General features: G+C 65.0%; 18 protein-coding genes and 1 riboswitch. Of the genes, 8 read left to right on the plus strand and 10 right to left on the minus strand.

Annotated elements, in window-relative coordinates; genetic code table 11:
• Positions 1–3: 3 nt before the first annotated feature.
• From GO499_RS18250 to thiB, 3 genes are read right to left on the minus strand one after another with little or no spacing between them, the layout of a single operon-like run.
• Positions 4–678 carry a thiamine ABC transporter ATP-binding protein gene (locus GO499_RS18250; RefSeq protein ID WP_431309906.1) on the minus strand — a complete coding sequence of 225 codons (675 nt, stop codon included), beginning with the start codon at positions 676–678 and terminating at the stop codon, positions 4–6.
• A gap of 7 nt (positions 679–685) precedes the next feature.
• Positions 686–2,260 carry a thiamine/thiamine pyrophosphate ABC transporter permease ThiP gene (locus tag GO499_RS18255; RefSeq protein ID WP_284154808.1) on the minus strand — a complete coding sequence of 525 codons (1,575 nt, stop codon included), beginning with the start codon at positions 2,258–2,260 and terminating at the stop codon, positions 686–688.
• On the minus strand, positions 2,257–3,240 hold the full coding sequence (gene thiB, locus GO499_RS18260; RefSeq protein ID WP_161863529.1) for a thiamine ABC transporter substrate binding subunit: 984 nt from the start codon (positions 3,238–3,240) through the stop codon (positions 2,257–2,259). The genes GO499_RS18255 and thiB overlap by 4 nt, the downstream gene beginning before the upstream one ends.
• A 38-nt stretch (positions 3,241–3,278) precedes the next feature.
• Positions 3,279–3,380, minus strand: a riboswitch (TPP riboswitch).
• Between the two features lie 127 nt (positions 3,381–3,507).
• Here thiB and GO499_RS18265 point away from each other — a divergent pair.
• The gene (locus tag GO499_RS18265; protein ID WP_161863530.1) at positions 3,508–3,963 is read left to right on the plus strand and encodes a YtoQ family protein; all 456 of its coding nucleotides are present in this window, start codon (positions 3,508–3,510) and stop codon (positions 3,961–3,963) included.
• A gap of 132 nt (positions 3,964–4,095) precedes the next feature.
• Positions 4,096–4,365 (plus strand): usg protein, encoded by a 270-nt coding sequence (locus GO499_RS18270; protein ID WP_161863531.1) that lies wholly within the window; start codon positions 4,096–4,098, stop codon positions 4,363–4,365.
• A gap of 134 nt (positions 4,366–4,499) precedes the next feature.
• On the opposite strand, the gene GO499_RS18275 is transcribed toward GO499_RS18270, so the two are convergent.
• Complete coding sequence (locus GO499_RS18275) at positions 4,500–5,207, minus strand: glutathione S-transferase family protein (protein WP_161863532.1); 708 nt, start codon at positions 5,205–5,207, stop codon at positions 4,500–4,502.
• Positions 5,208–5,383: 176 nt separating this feature from the next.
• Here GO499_RS18275 and mscL point away from each other — a divergent pair, with 176 nt between their 5' ends.
• Complete coding sequence (gene mscL, locus GO499_RS18280) at positions 5,384–5,770, plus strand: large conductance mechanosensitive channel protein MscL (protein WP_161863533.1); 387 nt, start codon at positions 5,384–5,386, stop codon at positions 5,768–5,770.
• 87 nt (positions 5,771–5,857) lie between these two features.
• Here mscL and ald read toward each other — a convergent pair whose 3' ends face one another.
• Positions 5,858–6,976 (minus strand): alanine dehydrogenase, encoded by a 1,119-nt coding sequence (gene ald / locus GO499_RS18285; RefSeq protein ID WP_161863534.1) that lies wholly within the window; start codon positions 6,974–6,976, stop codon positions 5,858–5,860.
• Positions 6,977–7,077: 101 nt separating this feature from the next.
• Between ald and GO499_RS18290 the strand changes: the two genes are divergently transcribed.
• Positions 7,078–7,566 carry an Lrp/AsnC family transcriptional regulator gene (locus tag GO499_RS18290; RefSeq protein ID WP_161863535.1) on the plus strand — a complete coding sequence of 163 codons (489 nt, stop codon included), beginning with the start codon at positions 7,078–7,080 and terminating at the stop codon, positions 7,564–7,566.
• Between the two features lie 33 nt (positions 7,567–7,599).
• Here the strand turns inward: GO499_RS18290 and GO499_RS18295 are convergent, their stop codons facing one another.
• Complete coding sequence (locus GO499_RS18295; protein WP_161863536.1) at positions 7,600–7,932, minus strand: AzlD domain-containing protein; 333 nt, start codon at positions 7,930–7,932, stop codon at positions 7,600–7,602.
• Entirely contained in the window at positions 7,929–8,642 is a 714-nt protein-coding gene (locus GO499_RS18300) for an AzlC family ABC transporter permease (RefSeq protein WP_161863537.1), read from the minus strand. The genes GO499_RS18295 and GO499_RS18300 overlap by 4 nt, the downstream gene beginning before the upstream one ends.
• A 234-nt stretch (positions 8,643–8,876) precedes the next feature.
• Here GO499_RS18300 and GO499_RS18305 point away from each other — a divergent pair, with 234 nt between their 5' ends.
• From GO499_RS18305 to mobA, 3 genes are read left to right on the plus strand one after another with little or no spacing between them, the layout of a single operon-like run.
• Positions 8,877–9,737, plus strand: a complete 861-nt coding sequence (locus GO499_RS18305; protein ID WP_161863538.1) for a formate dehydrogenase accessory sulfurtransferase FdhD — start codon at positions 8,877–8,879, stop codon at positions 9,735–9,737.
• A complete protein-coding gene (locus GO499_RS18310) occupies positions 9,730–10,257 on the plus strand; it encodes a YcxB family protein (RefSeq protein ID WP_161863539.1) in 528 nt (175 codons plus the stop codon). Before GO499_RS18305 ends, GO499_RS18310 begins: the two co-directional genes overlap by 8 nt.
• On the plus strand, positions 10,254–10,856 hold the full coding sequence (mobA, locus tag GO499_RS18315; protein WP_161863540.1) for a molybdenum cofactor guanylyltransferase MobA: 603 nt from the start codon (positions 10,254–10,256) through the stop codon (positions 10,854–10,856). Before GO499_RS18310 ends, mobA begins: the two co-directional genes overlap by 4 nt.
• Positions 10,857–10,875: 19 nt before the next feature.
• Here mobA and GO499_RS18320 read toward each other — a convergent pair whose 3' ends face one another.
• Positions 10,876–11,370 carry a hypothetical protein gene (locus GO499_RS18320; protein WP_161863541.1) on the minus strand — a complete coding sequence of 165 codons (495 nt, stop codon included), beginning with the start codon at positions 11,368–11,370 and terminating at the stop codon, positions 10,876–10,878.
• Positions 11,371–11,402: 32 nt separating this feature from the next.
• On the minus strand, positions 11,403–12,356 hold the full coding sequence (locus GO499_RS18325; RefSeq protein ID WP_161863542.1) for a zinc transporter ZntB: 954 nt from the start codon (positions 12,354–12,356) through the stop codon (positions 11,403–11,405).
• Between the two features lie 123 nt (positions 12,357–12,479).
• Here GO499_RS18325 and GO499_RS18330 point away from each other — a divergent pair, with 123 nt between their 5' ends.
• Positions 12,480–13,922 (plus strand): gamma-glutamyltransferase, encoded by a 1,443-nt coding sequence (locus GO499_RS18330; RefSeq protein WP_161863543.1) that lies wholly within the window; start codon positions 12,480–12,482, stop codon positions 13,920–13,922.
• A gap of 64 nt (positions 13,923–13,986) precedes the next feature.
• Here the strand turns inward: GO499_RS18330 and GO499_RS18335 are convergent, their stop codons facing one another.
• The gene (locus GO499_RS18335; RefSeq protein ID WP_161863544.1) at positions 13,987–14,985 is read right to left on the minus strand and encodes a Hint domain-containing protein; all 999 of its coding nucleotides are present in this window, start codon (positions 14,983–14,985) and stop codon (positions 13,987–13,989) included.
• Positions 14,986–14,989 lie beyond the last annotated feature (4 nt).

Below are 14,989 nucleotides of genomic sequence, written 5' to 3' on the forward strand. Positions count from 1 at the left end.
GTCTCAGCGGGCACCGAGGTAGCTGCGCAGGCTTTCCGGAGGGTCGGCAAGAAGCGCCCCGGTGTCCTGCGGCCCCTCGACCGTGCCGTCGGCCACCAGCAGCGTCTGCGGGCAGATGCGCAACGCGTCCTCCGGTGCGTGGGTGATCATCAGCAGGGTGATCGCCTCCTCCGCGCAGATTTCGGCCACGAGATCGAGCATTTCCAGCCGCAGCGCAGGGCCGAGGGCGGCGAAGGGTTCGTCCAACAGCAGTAGCGGCCTGCCACGCAACAGCGCCCGTGCCAGTGCCGCCCGACTTTGCTGCCCGCCCGAAAGGTCCGGCGGCAATGAAGCCTCCTTCCCCTCCAGCCCCACGCGCGCAAGCACCGCGCTCACCCGGTCTTTCTGCGCAGCGTTCAGCCGCAGGTTCGGCGCGATGCCGAGGCCGGTGTTCTGGGCCAGCGTCAGGTGCGGGAACAGGTTGTTGTCCTGAAACACCATCGTCAGATTGCGTGCGGCAGGCGCTGCTTGCGTCACATCCTCACCGGCGATCTCGATCCGGCCGGAGGCAGGTTGCAGGAATCCGGCGACGGTGTTCAGCAAGGTCGATTTGCCGCCGCCGGAAGGACCGATCACGGCCACCCGGCTCTTCGATTGCACGTCGATATCCGCCAGCAGCCGGAAATCGCCGCGCACCATTTCAAGATCAACGCAACGCAGGGCCAAGCCGTCCTCCCCGATCGAAAACCCAGAACAGCAGCAGCGACAGAGCCATCAGCACCAGCGCCGCGCCCGCCGCCTCCTCCATCCGGTAGGCACCCATCAATCGGTACATGTACAGCGGAAGTGTCTCCACCCCCGGGGGTGCGAACAGGGTAATGACGCCGAGATCCCCCATCGACAACGCGGCTGCCAGCCCCAGCGCAAAACCGGCAGGGCGGCGAATCGCGGGCCATGTCACCAGCCGCAACCGTGCCCACCCGGTAAGATCCAGCGATGCGGCCAGTGGCCCGAACCGGGCCTCCGCCTGCCGCAGCGCCGGCACAAGCGCCCGCAGGGCGAAGGGCAGGGCGGCCATGGCGTTCAGCAGGCCGGTGATCGGCAGCGCGAAGGCGAACGGCGAAGCGAACGGATTCAGCAGGATGAAAAGCCCGGTCCCCATCACGAAAGGCGATGCCGCCAACAACAGCAAGCCGAGGCCTTCCACCACGATGCCGCGCGTTCGCGACAGGCCAGCGACCCACACCGCGAGGGCCAGCGCCATTGCTGTCGAGACAAATGCACTGCCGAGTGCAACGGCGAGGCTTGTCGCCACCGCAGGGGCGAAACCAGAAGTCATGCCGCCGGTCAGCCCCCAGACCCCGTTCCAGGCGATAAGCACCAGCGGTGCCAGCAGAAAGGCGAGCATAGCACAGAGGATGAGACCATCGACGAAACGCTGGCGGTGGTTGGTGCCGGCGCGTATGTCCGGCGCGGTGATACTGCCGCCCACGGGCTGAAGCCGCGTCAGTGACAGCGCCAACACGGCGACGCCGCCGCAGATTGCGAACTGCACCAGCGCCAGCCGTGCCGCCTGTCCGAGGTCGAACTCGAACCGCAACGCCTGATAGATTGCCAGTTCCACAGTCGTCGCCTTCGGCCCGCCGCCCAGCGCCAGCACCGTGGCAAAACTGGTCATGCACAGTAGAAAGACAAGCAGGAAAGCGCCCGGAAGTACGGCCCGCAACATCGGCATCTCGATGATGCGGAAGCGGGCCAGCGGCGTCAGCCCAAGCCCGGCGGCGAGGCGGAATTGCGTCTCCGGGATCGCGGCCCATCCCTGCAGCAACAGCCGCGTCACCAGCGGCAGGTTGAAAAACACGTGTGCCAGCAGGATGCCGGGTAAACCGTAGATATCGAGTCGGGGCAGGCCCAGCGGCACCAGCAGGTCGTTGACGACGCCACCGCGCCCCCAGATTGCCAGCAATCCCAGAACGGCGACGATCACCGGCAGGATGAAGGGCGCGCCCAGCAGCGTGATCGCCAGACTTCTGCCCGGAAACCGTCGGCGCACCAGCGCACGCGCCAACGGCACCGCCAGCGCGGCGCTGATTGTGGCCGACAGCAACGACTGGAGCAGCGTGAAGCGGATGGCGGCCCAGTCGAACCGTGTCAGCCCGCCGGAGCGCTCCACCGTCAGCAGCGCAGCGACGGAACCGAAAGTCAGCAGCAGCACCAGCGCCAGCACACCGATGCCGGGCAGGGCGGCGGAGAAGTTATTCCGGCCCGCCTTCAGGCTCACTGAGACAGCGCCTCCTGCCACTCCTCTATCGCCGTCTTGCGCAGCGCTTCGGCTTCTTCCGGCGGGAACAGCAGCGCCTTCTCGGGGGTGATCAGCTTGCCGAAGGCCGGATCAAGCTCCGTCGCCACCGCCGGATACATCCAGTTGGTCGTCGGAATGATCGACTGGAAGGCGTCGGTCAGCATGAATGCCATGAAATCCCGCGCCAGGTCCGGCTGATCGGTCGATTTCAGGATACCCGCCACTTCCACCTGCGTGTAGTGGCCTTCGGTGAACGGCGCCGCATGCTTGGTGTCGTCTTCCTCGGCGACCATGTGATAGGCAGGAGATGTGGTGTAGGACAGCACCATGTCCGCCTCGCCTTCGAGGAACATGGAATAGGATTCGCTCCAGCCCTTCGTGACGGTCAGGATACGTGGTGCCAATGCTTCCCACATCGCCTGCGCCTCGTCACCGTAGGCGGCCTTTACCCAGAATACGAGCGAAAGACCGGGCGTGGAACTGCGTGGATCCTGAATGACCACGGAGAGATCGCTCTCGGCAAGTTCACGGAAGCTTGCGGGCGGCTCAGACAGCCGGGTCTCGTCATAGATGAAGGCGAAGTGCGACCAGTCATAGGGCAGGAAGATTGGGTCGTTCCATTCGACCGGCACCGTCAGGTCGGCGGGTGCGCCACCGTGCTCGGCGAAAAGCCCGGTCGCCGTGGCCGCCTCGGTCAGCGACGTGTCCAACCCCAGCACGATATCGGCTTCGGTGCGTTCGCCCTCCAGCCGCACCCGCGCCAGCAGTGCCGCACCGTCACCGGCGCTGACGAAGTTGAGGTCGCAGCCGCAGGTCTCCTCGAAGGCGGCCTCGATCTGCGGGCCCGGCCCCCATTCGGCGACGAAACTGTCGTATGTGTAGACGGTGAGCGTCGGTGTCTGGGCCGCGGCACTGCCGGCAAGCAGTGCGAGGGCCGCAGATGTCAGGAAAGTCCGCATGGCATCCTCTGTGTTCTGCGGCGTATGGCAGGCAGAGGGTACGTGTCTCTGACCTTCCCTACGCCGGTGTGATCCGGTTCAGGTTCAACGGGTTCGCGCAATGCATCTCAGCCCTTGTGGGGACACCCCGAGGTATCCCGGAAGCTAGTGCCGCGGGCGGGCGTAGGCAAGGCGGAAGTGCCGCGGCGGACGGGGCTTGCCTTTTCGGCGCCAGACGTCACCTTGAAGCCGCAACGGCACGACAGGCACGAGGAAAGGACCCAGCCCATGACACTCTCCGTATATCTCTCCGGTGAAATCCACACCGACTGGCGCGAAGACATCATGGCGGGTTGCAAGGCGGCGGGCCTCGACATCGCCTTTTCCAGCCCTGTGACGGATCACGCGGCTTCCGACGATTGCGGTGTCGCCATCCTCGGGGCCGAGGAGAACAAGTTCTGGCACGACCACAAGGGTGCCAAGCTGAACGCGATCCGCACCCGCAAAGGTATCGAGGATGCCGATGTAGTGGTGGTCCGTTTCGGGGAGAAGTACAAGCAGTGGAACGCGGCCTTCGATGCCGGCATGGCGGCCGCACTTGGCAAATCCTTGATCGTCCTGCACGGTGCCGACCACCAGCATGCGCTGAAGGAAGTTGACGCCGCCGCCCTGGCCGTGGCGGAGGAACCGCGACAGGTCGTGGAAATGCTGACCTACGTTCTCCGCGGCACCCTTCCGGGCTGATGATGTTTGGCAGCACTCACGTAGGGTGAGCGCTAACATGTTGAAATTACGGGCATTTACCAAAATTTTGCTTGCCCGTGTAACCCTCCTTCACTCAAGATTCAAGCATGAGATCCGAGTGAAGGAGGCAACATGAAGTTATCGGATACCGAATTGATGCTGAACGGTCACGGGCTGGTGACCGCAGAGATTACATACCGGATGCCGGATTTTCAGTCGATGCTGCAGGTTTTTACCTGGCAGGACTACGATCTTGCGCCGGAATTCCCCAAGCTGCACGGGTTCCTCGATTTCTGGAAGGAAAGCCTCGACGGCCCGCTGCACTCCGTTCGCTACAGCCACCAGAAGCTGATCCGCGCGGGTGAGTGGCGCAAGGTCGACGGCGAGATCCTTCTGCACTGACAGCGCAGAGCCTGCCACGGGAACCGGCGTGCGACCTGCTGCGCAGGTCCCGGTGGCCGGGTCCACCGGAAACGCCTGCAAGGCGTTTGCACGCCTTGCCGCCTGCACCGGGCGCTGCGCACCGGCCGCGAGTCTCAGCCGTTGCGGTCAGGAATGTTCAGACCCTTCTCGCTCGGAGGCCGCGCAATCGCCGCGTCCAGCCAGCGGTTGACGTTGGGCATGTCCGTCAGACCGACCAGATCACCGGCCTCGTAGAACACCTTCAGGCCGCGCACCCACGGGAAAATGGCGATGTCGGCGATGGTGTAGAGATCGCCCATGATCCATTCGCGCCCCTCCAGCCGTTGTTCCAGCACCTTCAGCAGCCGGTTGGCCTCGTTGACATAGCGTTCGCGCGGGCGCGGATCCTCGATATCCCTGCCGGCGAACTTGTGAAAAAAGCCCAGTTGCCCGAACATCGGCCCGATACCGCCCATCTGGAACATCAGCCACTGTATCGTCTCGTATTTTCCGGCAGCATCGCCCGGGATCAGCTTGCCGGTCTTCTCTGCCAGGTAGATCAGGATCGCACCGGATTCCCACAGGCCTATCGGCGCGCCGCCCGGCCCGTCGGGATCGACGATCGCCGGGATCTTGTTGTTGGGGTTGAGCGACAGGAATGCATCGCTCTTCACGTCTTCGTCGGCCAGCGTCACCTTGTGGGCCTCATAGGGCAGCCCCAGTTCCTCCAGCGCGATCGAAACCTTCACGCCATTCGGCGTCGGGAAAGAGTAGAGCTGGATGACGTCCGGGTTGGTTGCAGGCCAGCGCTGCGTGATCGGAAAGCTGGAGAGATCGGCCATCTTGGTGTCCTTGTGTCTGAGTTGTCGCCCTTACCTGTGCTTCCTTTGCGTCAAAACAAACCCCCGAACAGGAAACATGTTGTTTTTTGGCTATACTTGTTGCACCTGTCCGCACCGCCGGGGATTCTCAGGCGATCTGTGGAACAGTGTCAGTCAAAAACAGGAGTGGGAACAACATGATCAACGAATTCAAGGATTTCATCGCCAAGGGCAATGTCATGGACATGGCCGTCGGTATCATCATCGGCGCGGCCTTCACGGCGATCGTCACCTCGCTGGTGGATGATCTCGTCAACCCGCTGATCGGCCTGTTCGTCGGCGGCGTCGACTTTTCCGGCATCAGCTTCGGCCTCGGCGAAGCGCAGTTCATGATCGGCAACTTCATCAACGCCGTCATCAAGTTCCTGATCATCGCATGGGTCGTGTTCCTGCTCGTCAAGATGGTGAACCGCGTCAGCGCCATGGCAGAGAAGCCCGACGATGTGGCACCTGAAGTCGATACCGGCCCATCCGAGAAGGACATCCTGATCGAGATCCGCGACTCGCTGAAAGCCGGTTCCTGAAGATCAGGCCGTCCGACAATTCAGGGGGCCGCTCGACGGCGAGCGGCCCCCGATGCCTTCAGCCGGGCGGCGGATCAGGGCTCGGCGTCAGAGCTTGAGCGCCAGTCGCGGCGACAGCACATCCAGCCCCAACGCCCGGCCCACTGCCGCATAGGTCAGCTTGCCTGAATGGGTGTTCAACCCTGCCAGCAGGTGCGGGTCGTCCTCGCAGGCCTGTCGCCAGCCCTTGTTCGCCAGTGCCAGCATGAACGGCATCGTCGCGTTGCCGAGCGCGATGGTCGCCGTCCGCGCCACGGCGCCGGGCATGTTGGCGACGCAGTAGTGCAAGATACCATCCACTTCGTAGATCGGGTCGTCATGTGTCGTGGGTTTCGAGGTCTCGAAACAGCCGCCCTGGTCAATGGCGACATCCACCAGCACCGCGCCTGGCTGCATCTCCGCCAGTTGCGCCCGGCGCACCAGTTTCGGCGCCGCCGCGCCGGGTATCAGCACCGCGCCAATTACCATGTCTGCCTCGGCGATCAGTTCCGAGACGGCACCGCGGGTCGAATAGCGGGTTCGGAACTCCCGCCCGAATAGATCGTCCAGTTGCCGCATTCGCGCCAGCGACAGGTCCAGCACCGTTACTTCAGCACCCATTCCGGCCGCGATCCGCGCCGCCTGCGTACCGACAACGCCGCCGCCCAGAACCGCCACTTTCGCGGGGCCGACGCCCGGTACGCCGCCCATCAGCACACCGCGGCCGCCGTTGGCTTTCTGCAAGGCCCAGGCACCCATCTGCGGCGCCAGCCGTCCGGCCACTTCCGACATCGGTGCCAGCAGCGGCAGGCCGCCCGCGCCATCCGTCACTGTCTCGTAGGCAATCGCGGTCACACCGCTTTCCAGCAGATCGCGGGTCTGGTCCGGATCGGGGGCAAGGTGCAGGTAGGTGAACAGAACCTGCCCCGCGCGCAAGCGCTTGCGCTCCTCCGTCTGCGGTTCCTTGACCTTCACGATCATCTCCGCCGTGGCGAAAACCTCCTCGGCCGTGTCCACGATGTTCGCGCCGACGGCCTCGTAGGCCGCATCGGCGAAACCGGCCCCGGCCCCGGCGTCGCGCTCGATCACCACTTCGTGGCCCGACGCGATAGCTTCCTCCGCCGCGCGGGGTGTCAGCCCCACCCGGTATTCGCGGGTCTTGATTTCCTTCGGGCATCCGATACGCATGGCTGTCTCCTCCGTTTTGCACCAGCCTAGCCCTCTATGTCCGACAGTTCTGTGCAAACTTCTGTTTTGCAGCGCCGAAATGACGCAATATATCCGGCAAAATGAACCAAAAACCGGGAGAATTCTCCGAAGTGCCCTTTGACAGCTTCGATGCCGCCATCCTCAGTGTCCTTCAACGGGAGGGTAGAATTTCCAACGCCGATCTGGCGGAGCGCGTGCATCTTTCTGCCTCCGCCTGCCACCGCCGCGTGCAAAGGCTGGAGAAGGAGGGGGTCATCCGCGGCTATGTCGCGCTGCTGGATCCGGCTCGGGTGGAGCGGCGGGCAACGGCGTTTGTCGAGATAACGCTCAGCGGTCAGGCGAACGAATTGCTGGACGCGTTCGAAAAGGCCGTATCCCGGATCCCTGATGTGCTGTCTTGCCACCTTATGGCCGGCACGGCGGATTACCTGCTCAAGGTCGCGGCGCGGGACACGGAGGATTTCGCCCGCATTCATCGCCAGCACCTGACACGCCTGCCGGGGGTGGCGCAGATGCACACCAGTTTCGCACTGCGGACCGTGGTGCAGACAACTGCCCTGCCACTGTGATAGTTGCGCCTGCAGGTCAGGCTGGCCGGCGGGTCAGGTCAGCGCCTGCACCAGATACAGCATCCCCATCCCGGCCACGATGGAGCCTATCAGCGAACGGGTCAGCGCCCCGACCAACAGGGCCGCCGCCGCCGCCGCCAACCGGGCTGCATCCGGGTTGCCGCCCGTCGCTTCCGGCCACAGCACCATCGGTGCAATCAGCCCCGGCATCACACCGACGGTGACATAGCGCAGCAGCCGCAGAACGAACGGATGCAGAGGACGGTCGCCGATCAGACCGATGAAGGAAAACCGGATCAGATAGGTGCCGACGCCAAGCAGCACGATGACCTGCCAGATCAGGCCGTCCGGGATGCCACCGCTCATACCCGCTTCTCCAGCCAGATTTCCACCAGCGCACCGGTGAACATCGCCAGCACGGCGGCGATGATCAGGCCAAGTGAGTAGGGCACGCCGGCGAAGACCAGTGCCGCGGTGACGCTGACGACGGCGGCAGCGATGTGCGGCACGGTGCGCAGCGAGGGCGCGACCAGTGCAAGGAAGGTGATCGGAACCGCGAAGTCGAGTGCGTATTCCGGCGGAATGGCAGTGCCCGCCACCGCGCCAACGAAGGTGAAGATGTACCACAGAGGACAGACGGCCATCACCGCGCCGAAATAATAGGCCATCTTCTGCGGCACGGTCATTTCGGGGGAACGTTCATATTTCTGGACCGAGACGCCGTAGCTCTGGTCGACCAGCAGATAGGCGGCCAGCGCCCTCTGCCACATCGGCGCTGCCCCGATGTGCGGCACGAGGGCGGCGGAGTACATCGCCATTCGCATGTTCACGGCAAGGCTGGTGGCAAGGATGATCAGCAGCGGTGCCTGATCCTTCAGAAGCGCCAGGGCCGTGAACTGCGATGCCCCGGCGATGACGAGGAACGACATGCTCATTGTCTGCACGATGTCGAGCCCCGCCTCGGTCGCGACCACGCCGAACAGAAGCGAGAACGGAATGACGACGAGCACGAAAGGAACCCCCGCAAGGTAACCGGAGATGAACGCCGAGAAGGGAGAGGCAGAGGCGGAACGCATGGTTCTGCCCCTAGCCCGGTTCGGCGGGGAGCACAATTCAGAATTCTGCATGACGGGTATCGCGATCCTGAATGGAGGGCAGCGGAACCTTCGGGGGTGCGCCCGCGGCGCCGGCCATCGAGGCCGCCGCCGCAGGCTTTGGCGACCTGTTCGAGCCTGCCGCGCCGGATGCGCCGCCCTCCGGCTTGCCATTCCCGCCCGCCGGTGCTTCTCTCGCCGCAAAGGAGACGCCCCATGATCATCCGCCCGGATCCGGATGCGCCCGGCCTCACCCGCGCCGTTACTGCCCGCGACCACACCGGCGCGGCGCAGGAGATCCGCGTGGTGGAAGAGAGGCCGCTGACGATCTACCTCAACAGCCAGGAAATCGTCACCGCCATGACCATCGGCGACCATCCCGAATGGCTCGCCATCGGCTATCTGGCCAATCAGGGCATGTTGTTGCCGGAAGATCAGATTACCGGCACCGACTTCGACGAGGACCTCGAGACAGTTGTCGTCCGCACGGCGCGCGCAACCAATTACGAGGAAAAGCTGAAGAAAAAGACCCGCACCTCCGGCTGCGCCGTCGGCACTGTCTTCGGCGATGTGATGGAGGGGCTGGAAGGGCTGACGCTGCCGGCCACGCCGGTCCGCACCTCCGATCTCTACGCCCTCGCGCAAAAGATCAATACCAGCCCCAGCCTCTACCTCAATGCCGGGGCCATCCACGGCACCGTGCTCTGCAAGGCGGCGGAGCCGCTCGTCTATATGGAGGATGTCGGCCGTCACAACGCCGTCGACAAGATCGCGGGGTGGATGCGCACCGAGGGCATCGACCCGGCGGACAAGCTGCTCTACACCACCGGCCGCCTGACCTCCGAGATGGTGATCAAGACGGCGCTGATGGGCATTCCGGCGCTCGCCTCCCGTTCCGGCTTTACCGCCTGGGGCGTGGAACTTGCCCGCCAGACCGGCCTCACCCTCATCGGCCGGATGCGCGGCCAGCGCTTCCTCTGCCTCTCGGGCGAGGAGCGGCTGGTCTATGATGCCGATCTTGCGAGCGTGCCGGAAGAAAACCGCAAGTCCCGCCGCAAGGGAGCAGGGGATGACTGACATTACCGCGACGTACCGGGTCGATCCGGCGATCACCGTGGCAACTGCTGCCAGGAATTTGCAGCAGCACAGCGGCACGGGCCGGGCCGCACTCATCAACATGGCCGTTACCGCCGCCGTTCTCTTCGGCGGCTACTGGCTCTTCCTGCGCTACACACCAATGGAAGCCGTACCAGCATTTTTGGCGGGGGTCGCCACCGGAGCTGCCGCCTATCTCTTCGGCCTGATGGCCTGCAACCGCGCCAAGCGGACGGGCATGCACCGGGCCCTGCGGGCGGACGCTGAGCGGCGAGGCCCCGCCACTCTCCGCCTCTCCGAGTCCGGCGTTGCCACGGAAACTGCCCATGGCAAGGCTAGCCTGCCCTGGGCGGGCATCCGTGCAGTGGAAGAAATCAAACCGGGAATCGCCCTGCTCACCAGTGGCTTCGGGGCGATCATCCTGCCGGACGACGCCTTGCCGGCGGGTCTCGACCGTGCCGAGGCGCTCGCCCGCATCAGCCGATGGCGGGCGACGGCATGAAGGCTTTAGGCATCATCCTCGCCGGCGGCCGGGCTACCCGGATGGGCGGCGGCGACAAGTGCCTGCTGCCGCTGCATGGTGCGCCGATGCTGACCCATATCGTCCTGCGTTTCCGTCCGCAGGTGGCGGGGCTGGCTCTCAACGCCAACGGCGATCCGTCCCGCTTCGCCGCATCCGGTCTCCCGGTGTTGCCCGACAGCATGGAAGATCATCCAGGCCCGCTTGCCGGCGTGTTGGCGGGCATGGACCACGCCGCCGCCGAGGGATACAGCCACATCGTCACGGTGGCCGGAGACACGCCCTTCTTTCCCCGCGACCTCGTCACCCGCCTCACGGAGGCGGCGTCACGGGAGGATACACCCCTGGCCATGGCCACGACCCCGGCGGAAGACCGTCCCTTCCATCGTCACCCGACCTTCGGCTTGTGGCCGGTTGCGCTGCGCGAGAACCTGCGCTCGGCCCTCGCGGGTGGCACGCGCAAGATCGTCGCCTGGACCGATCCGCTGGGCTGCGCCCGCGCGTCCTTCCCCGAACGCCCGGATCCGTTCTTCAACATCAACACGCCCGAGGATCTGGAGGTGGCGGAACGCATGACGTAATGCGTCGCGTATGCCGCCCCTACCGCCGCCACGCCGGCAGCAGCCTGCGCCGGGGTTCATCATCCACCAGCGCCAGCGCATCCGCACTGCAGGTGAACGTCCCGGCCATCTGCCTTTCAGCCAGGTCTTCGATTCCCTGCGTCACCTCTGCCATCCGCTGCGGGGCGGCACCGCCGTGCATCGTCGCCGCTATTGTCACCGTGAAATCGGTGATCTCGGTGGAAAAACGTGCATCTTCGGCCTCCATCTCGAAGGCGAAACTTCCTTCGGCGGCATTGATCATCCGCTGGCCACCCACGGGCTGTTCGATCTCGAAATTGCTGATCGTGCCCCGGCCACTGCCATCGGCCGCGATTTCCATGACGATGTCACCATCCACCCTTGTCACCGGTGCCGGGGTGAGGGCCTGATAGAACGCCGTCAGGTGCCCCGTTTCTGCCTGCCACCGGCCGACCATGCAATCCGGCACCTCTGCCCCTGCAGGTGCCGCCATCAGCACCGCCAAACCTGTCATCAATCTCATCCTGCCCCCCGTGGCCTTCTGTCCTACATCCATTTCATCCAGCGCAGCACTGCCACCAGCACCACGCCCAAGACCGCCATCGCTGCCGTCAGCACGGCGAACGCATTTGCCGAACCCACGCCCGGCATGCCACCCACATTGACACCGAACAACCCAGTCAGGAAGCCCAGCGGCAGGAACACCGCCGCCACCACGCTCAGCAAATATCCGTTGCGGCCAAGTTTCTGCCCCGTCTGCACGTCGAGATGATCCTGCACAGCCGCCAGCCTGTCGCGCGTGGCTTCCAGTTCCTCGACGCTTCGGGTCAGCATATTGGCCGTTTCACGCAGATGCACCCTGTCCGGCCCGCTAAGGAAATCGACCTCCGCGACGCACAGTCTGGCCAACGCCTCCCGTTGCGGCCGCAGATAGCGCCCGAGCTTGATTGCCTTCTGCCGCAGCGGCGCCAGTCGGGCGCCAAGGCCGTCCGGCGCGTCGAACATCGTTTCCTCAAGGGCGTCAGCCTCGTCTTCCAAGGCCAGGGAAACAGCCTCGATCCGGTCAGTCAGCCCCGCCGTTACGGCAGCCAGCACCGCGCCCGGCCCAACAAATGGTTGCTCGGCCTCCACCGCCTCACGCACTGCCGCAACGGCTTTCAGCCGCCGCAAGCGCACCGTCAACAGCAGATCGGCTCTCGCCCAGACCCGCAGCGAGACCATGTCCTCCTCATCCTCGCCAGGGTTGAGGTTCACCCCGCGCAGGTTCAGCATCAGGCCGCCTTCATGAATATCGCAGCGTGGTCGTGTTTCCGCCTGCACAAGCGCATGGGCGACCACCGGCGGAACCTTGTTCGCCAGCCAGTCCACCAGTGCCGCATCATGACGATCGAGGTGCAGCCAGCGGAACCCGCCCTCAGGCGGGCCATCGCCCTCTGATGGCCGTGCCAGCCCCTCCGCATTGAAATCGAAGGCAAATACCGGTGTCACTGCCGCGTTCATGCCGTCCTCCCACCCGTCTTGCCGCCATCTTCCCGGTTTCGTGGGCAGAGGCAACCCGCGGCAGGGCTTGACCATCACGCCGCATCCGGCCACTTGTTGCCGCCAGCAAACGCGGAAAACCCCATGCCCTTCGCCATCGCCTCAGGCCACGCCCTCACAACCGAAAGCGCCGCAGCCGTCCTGCGCGAGGGTGGCACGGCCGTTGATGGCCTCGTCGCGGCGGCTTTCACGGCCTTTGTGGTGGAGCCGGTTCTCGCGGGTCCGCTTGGCGGCGGGGTCGCCATGATCCGGGAGCCGGGCAAGCCTCCGGCCATCCTTGACGCCTTCGTCCAGACACCCCGCCGTGCCGCTCGCGAGGCCGATCTCGATCTTGACACGATCACGGTCGATTTTGGCGCGGAGACCCAGGTCTTCCACATCGGCGCGGGAACGGTTGCCACACCCTGCCTCGTGCCGGCACTGCTCGACCTGCACGCGCGCCTCGGCCGGATGCCCCTGCGCGAACTGGCTTCCGAAGCCTGTGCGCTGGCCCGCAAAGGCCATGTTGTCTCGCCGTTTCAGGCACATGTTCTGGAACTGGTCGCCCCCATCGTCACCAGTACGCCCGAGGCCAAGGCACATTTCAGCGCTGGTGATGGCCTTGTGCGACCCGGCGACACGCTCGCCAATCCGCTCTTGGCTGACGTGCTGGAAACCCTCGCCCTCGAAGGTCCGCGTTTTTTTGCCGAGGGCGAAATTGCAGCCGCCCTGCTGGCGCTTCCCGGCGGCCATCTGATGGCGGACGATCTGCGCCACGCCGCCCCCGTCCGCCGAATGCCGCTCCACACCGCCCGCCGCGGCCATGACATCTGGCTCAACCCGGCTCCGGCGATGGGCGGCCTTTCCATTGCCGCCGCGCTGGAGGCTCTGCCGGACAGTTTCGGCCCGCTTACGCTGGCAAAGGCCTTCGACCAGATCGACCGCCTGCGCACGGAGGGACCGATCGACATCGAACCGCTGAGGGCGCTGCTGAAGGATCATGCCGCTGCCACCCGCGGTACCACCCACATCTCGATCATGGATGCGGGCGGGTTGACTGCCGCGCTGACCCTGTCCAACGGCGAGGGCTGCGGCCGGATGCTGCCCGGTACCGGCATCATGCCCAACAACATGCTGGGGGAGGAGGATCTTGTTCCCGAAGGCCCCCTTGCATGGACGCCGGACACACGCCTTGCCACCATGATGTGCCCGATGCTGCTGCGTGGCGCCACCGGGGAAGCTGTGATGGGCTCAGGCGGGTCGGCCCGCATCCGCACGGCACTTACCCAGGTGGCACTGCACTTGACGAACGGCATGCCGCCCGAGGAGGCTATTCTCGCGCCGCGCCTGCACATGGAAAGGGGCAACATCGCCTTCGAGGATTCCCCCCGCTGGGCGGAGGAACTGCGACGCGCCTATCCGGAGGCGCGCATTTTCACCGAACCCCACATGTTCTTCGGCGGCACCCACCTCGCCATGCGCACCGCCCGGGGTGGCTTCGAAGCGGCTGCTGACCCCCGCCGCGAAGGTGCCGCGACCATCGCCTGACCTATTGCCGTACCATGGCCGCATCGGGCCGTTCCCGCATCCCGCCTCAGGCGGGACCCCCGTTTCACATCCCCGACAGGAACCCTGCGGCCAGCCGTTCCTCGGCCCGCGGGAGTACCGGGCGCGCAAGCTCCGCCGCCGCACCGTCGGCAAGTTCCGGGAACAGCGCCAGAACCTCGTCGCGCACGGCCGCGTCCATACCTGCAAGCGCCGTTTCGCCGGGCCTGAAACTCTCGGACGGAGCACCGTTGCCGAAGATGATTTCGTGGCGGTCGAACAGCAGGTGATGATAGGTTACCTCACCGCCAGTGTCGCGCAGGATGGTGCTGTCATTCACCAGCGACGCCGCCGTCACCAGCACTTCCGGCGCGCCGAACAACACCTCCGCCCGCCAGCCCGTCACCAGCATCCGGTGGTTGGGTGAAACCCGCAGGTCGCGGTCATTGCCCAGCGTTCCCTTGCGTATCAGCACCGGCGCGAAGGCACCCACCGCGGGCCGGCGCGTGCTGCCGATCCAGCGCAGCGGCTGGAATCCGTTGTCTCTGGTCTCCACCAGGTCGCCAACCATCAGCGCCTCGATCGCCACTTCGCCCCGCATGGTGCAGATCAGCGTGCCTTCGGCAAAGCACAGAAGGTCGCTCATCGTTTCGATATCGCCATAGGCAATGCTGGGCGAGAAATCCTCGGCCACGATCTCCACCAGAGTGCCCGCTGGCGGCAATGGCCCTTCCAGCAACAGCACCATACCGTGTTCGGGAAAGTCTTCCGGAACCAGCCAGCCGAGAACAGTCTGCTGCGTCGCGCCCTCGCCGTCCGTCCATTCGACGGTCACCGCGTGTTCCAGCTCTACACCGGCCTCTTCGTAATACAGGTCGCCGGAGTTGACCGTCACCAACTGGTTGATGTCTTCATCATCCGCGAGAATATCGTCCGTGTCGGAAATCAGCGCGGTGTCGAGAGTATCGTAATCCTCTTCGGTCACCAAATACGTCCGGCCGATGAAACCGTTGGCCAGAAGGGTGTTGAACCCACCCGTAACAAACTCGACGCTATGGTCACCCATACCA

Source organism: Algicella marina (genome assembly GCF_009931615.1).
Classification (GTDB): Bacteria; Pseudomonadota; Alphaproteobacteria; order Rhodobacterales; family Rhodobacteraceae; genus Algicella; species Algicella marina.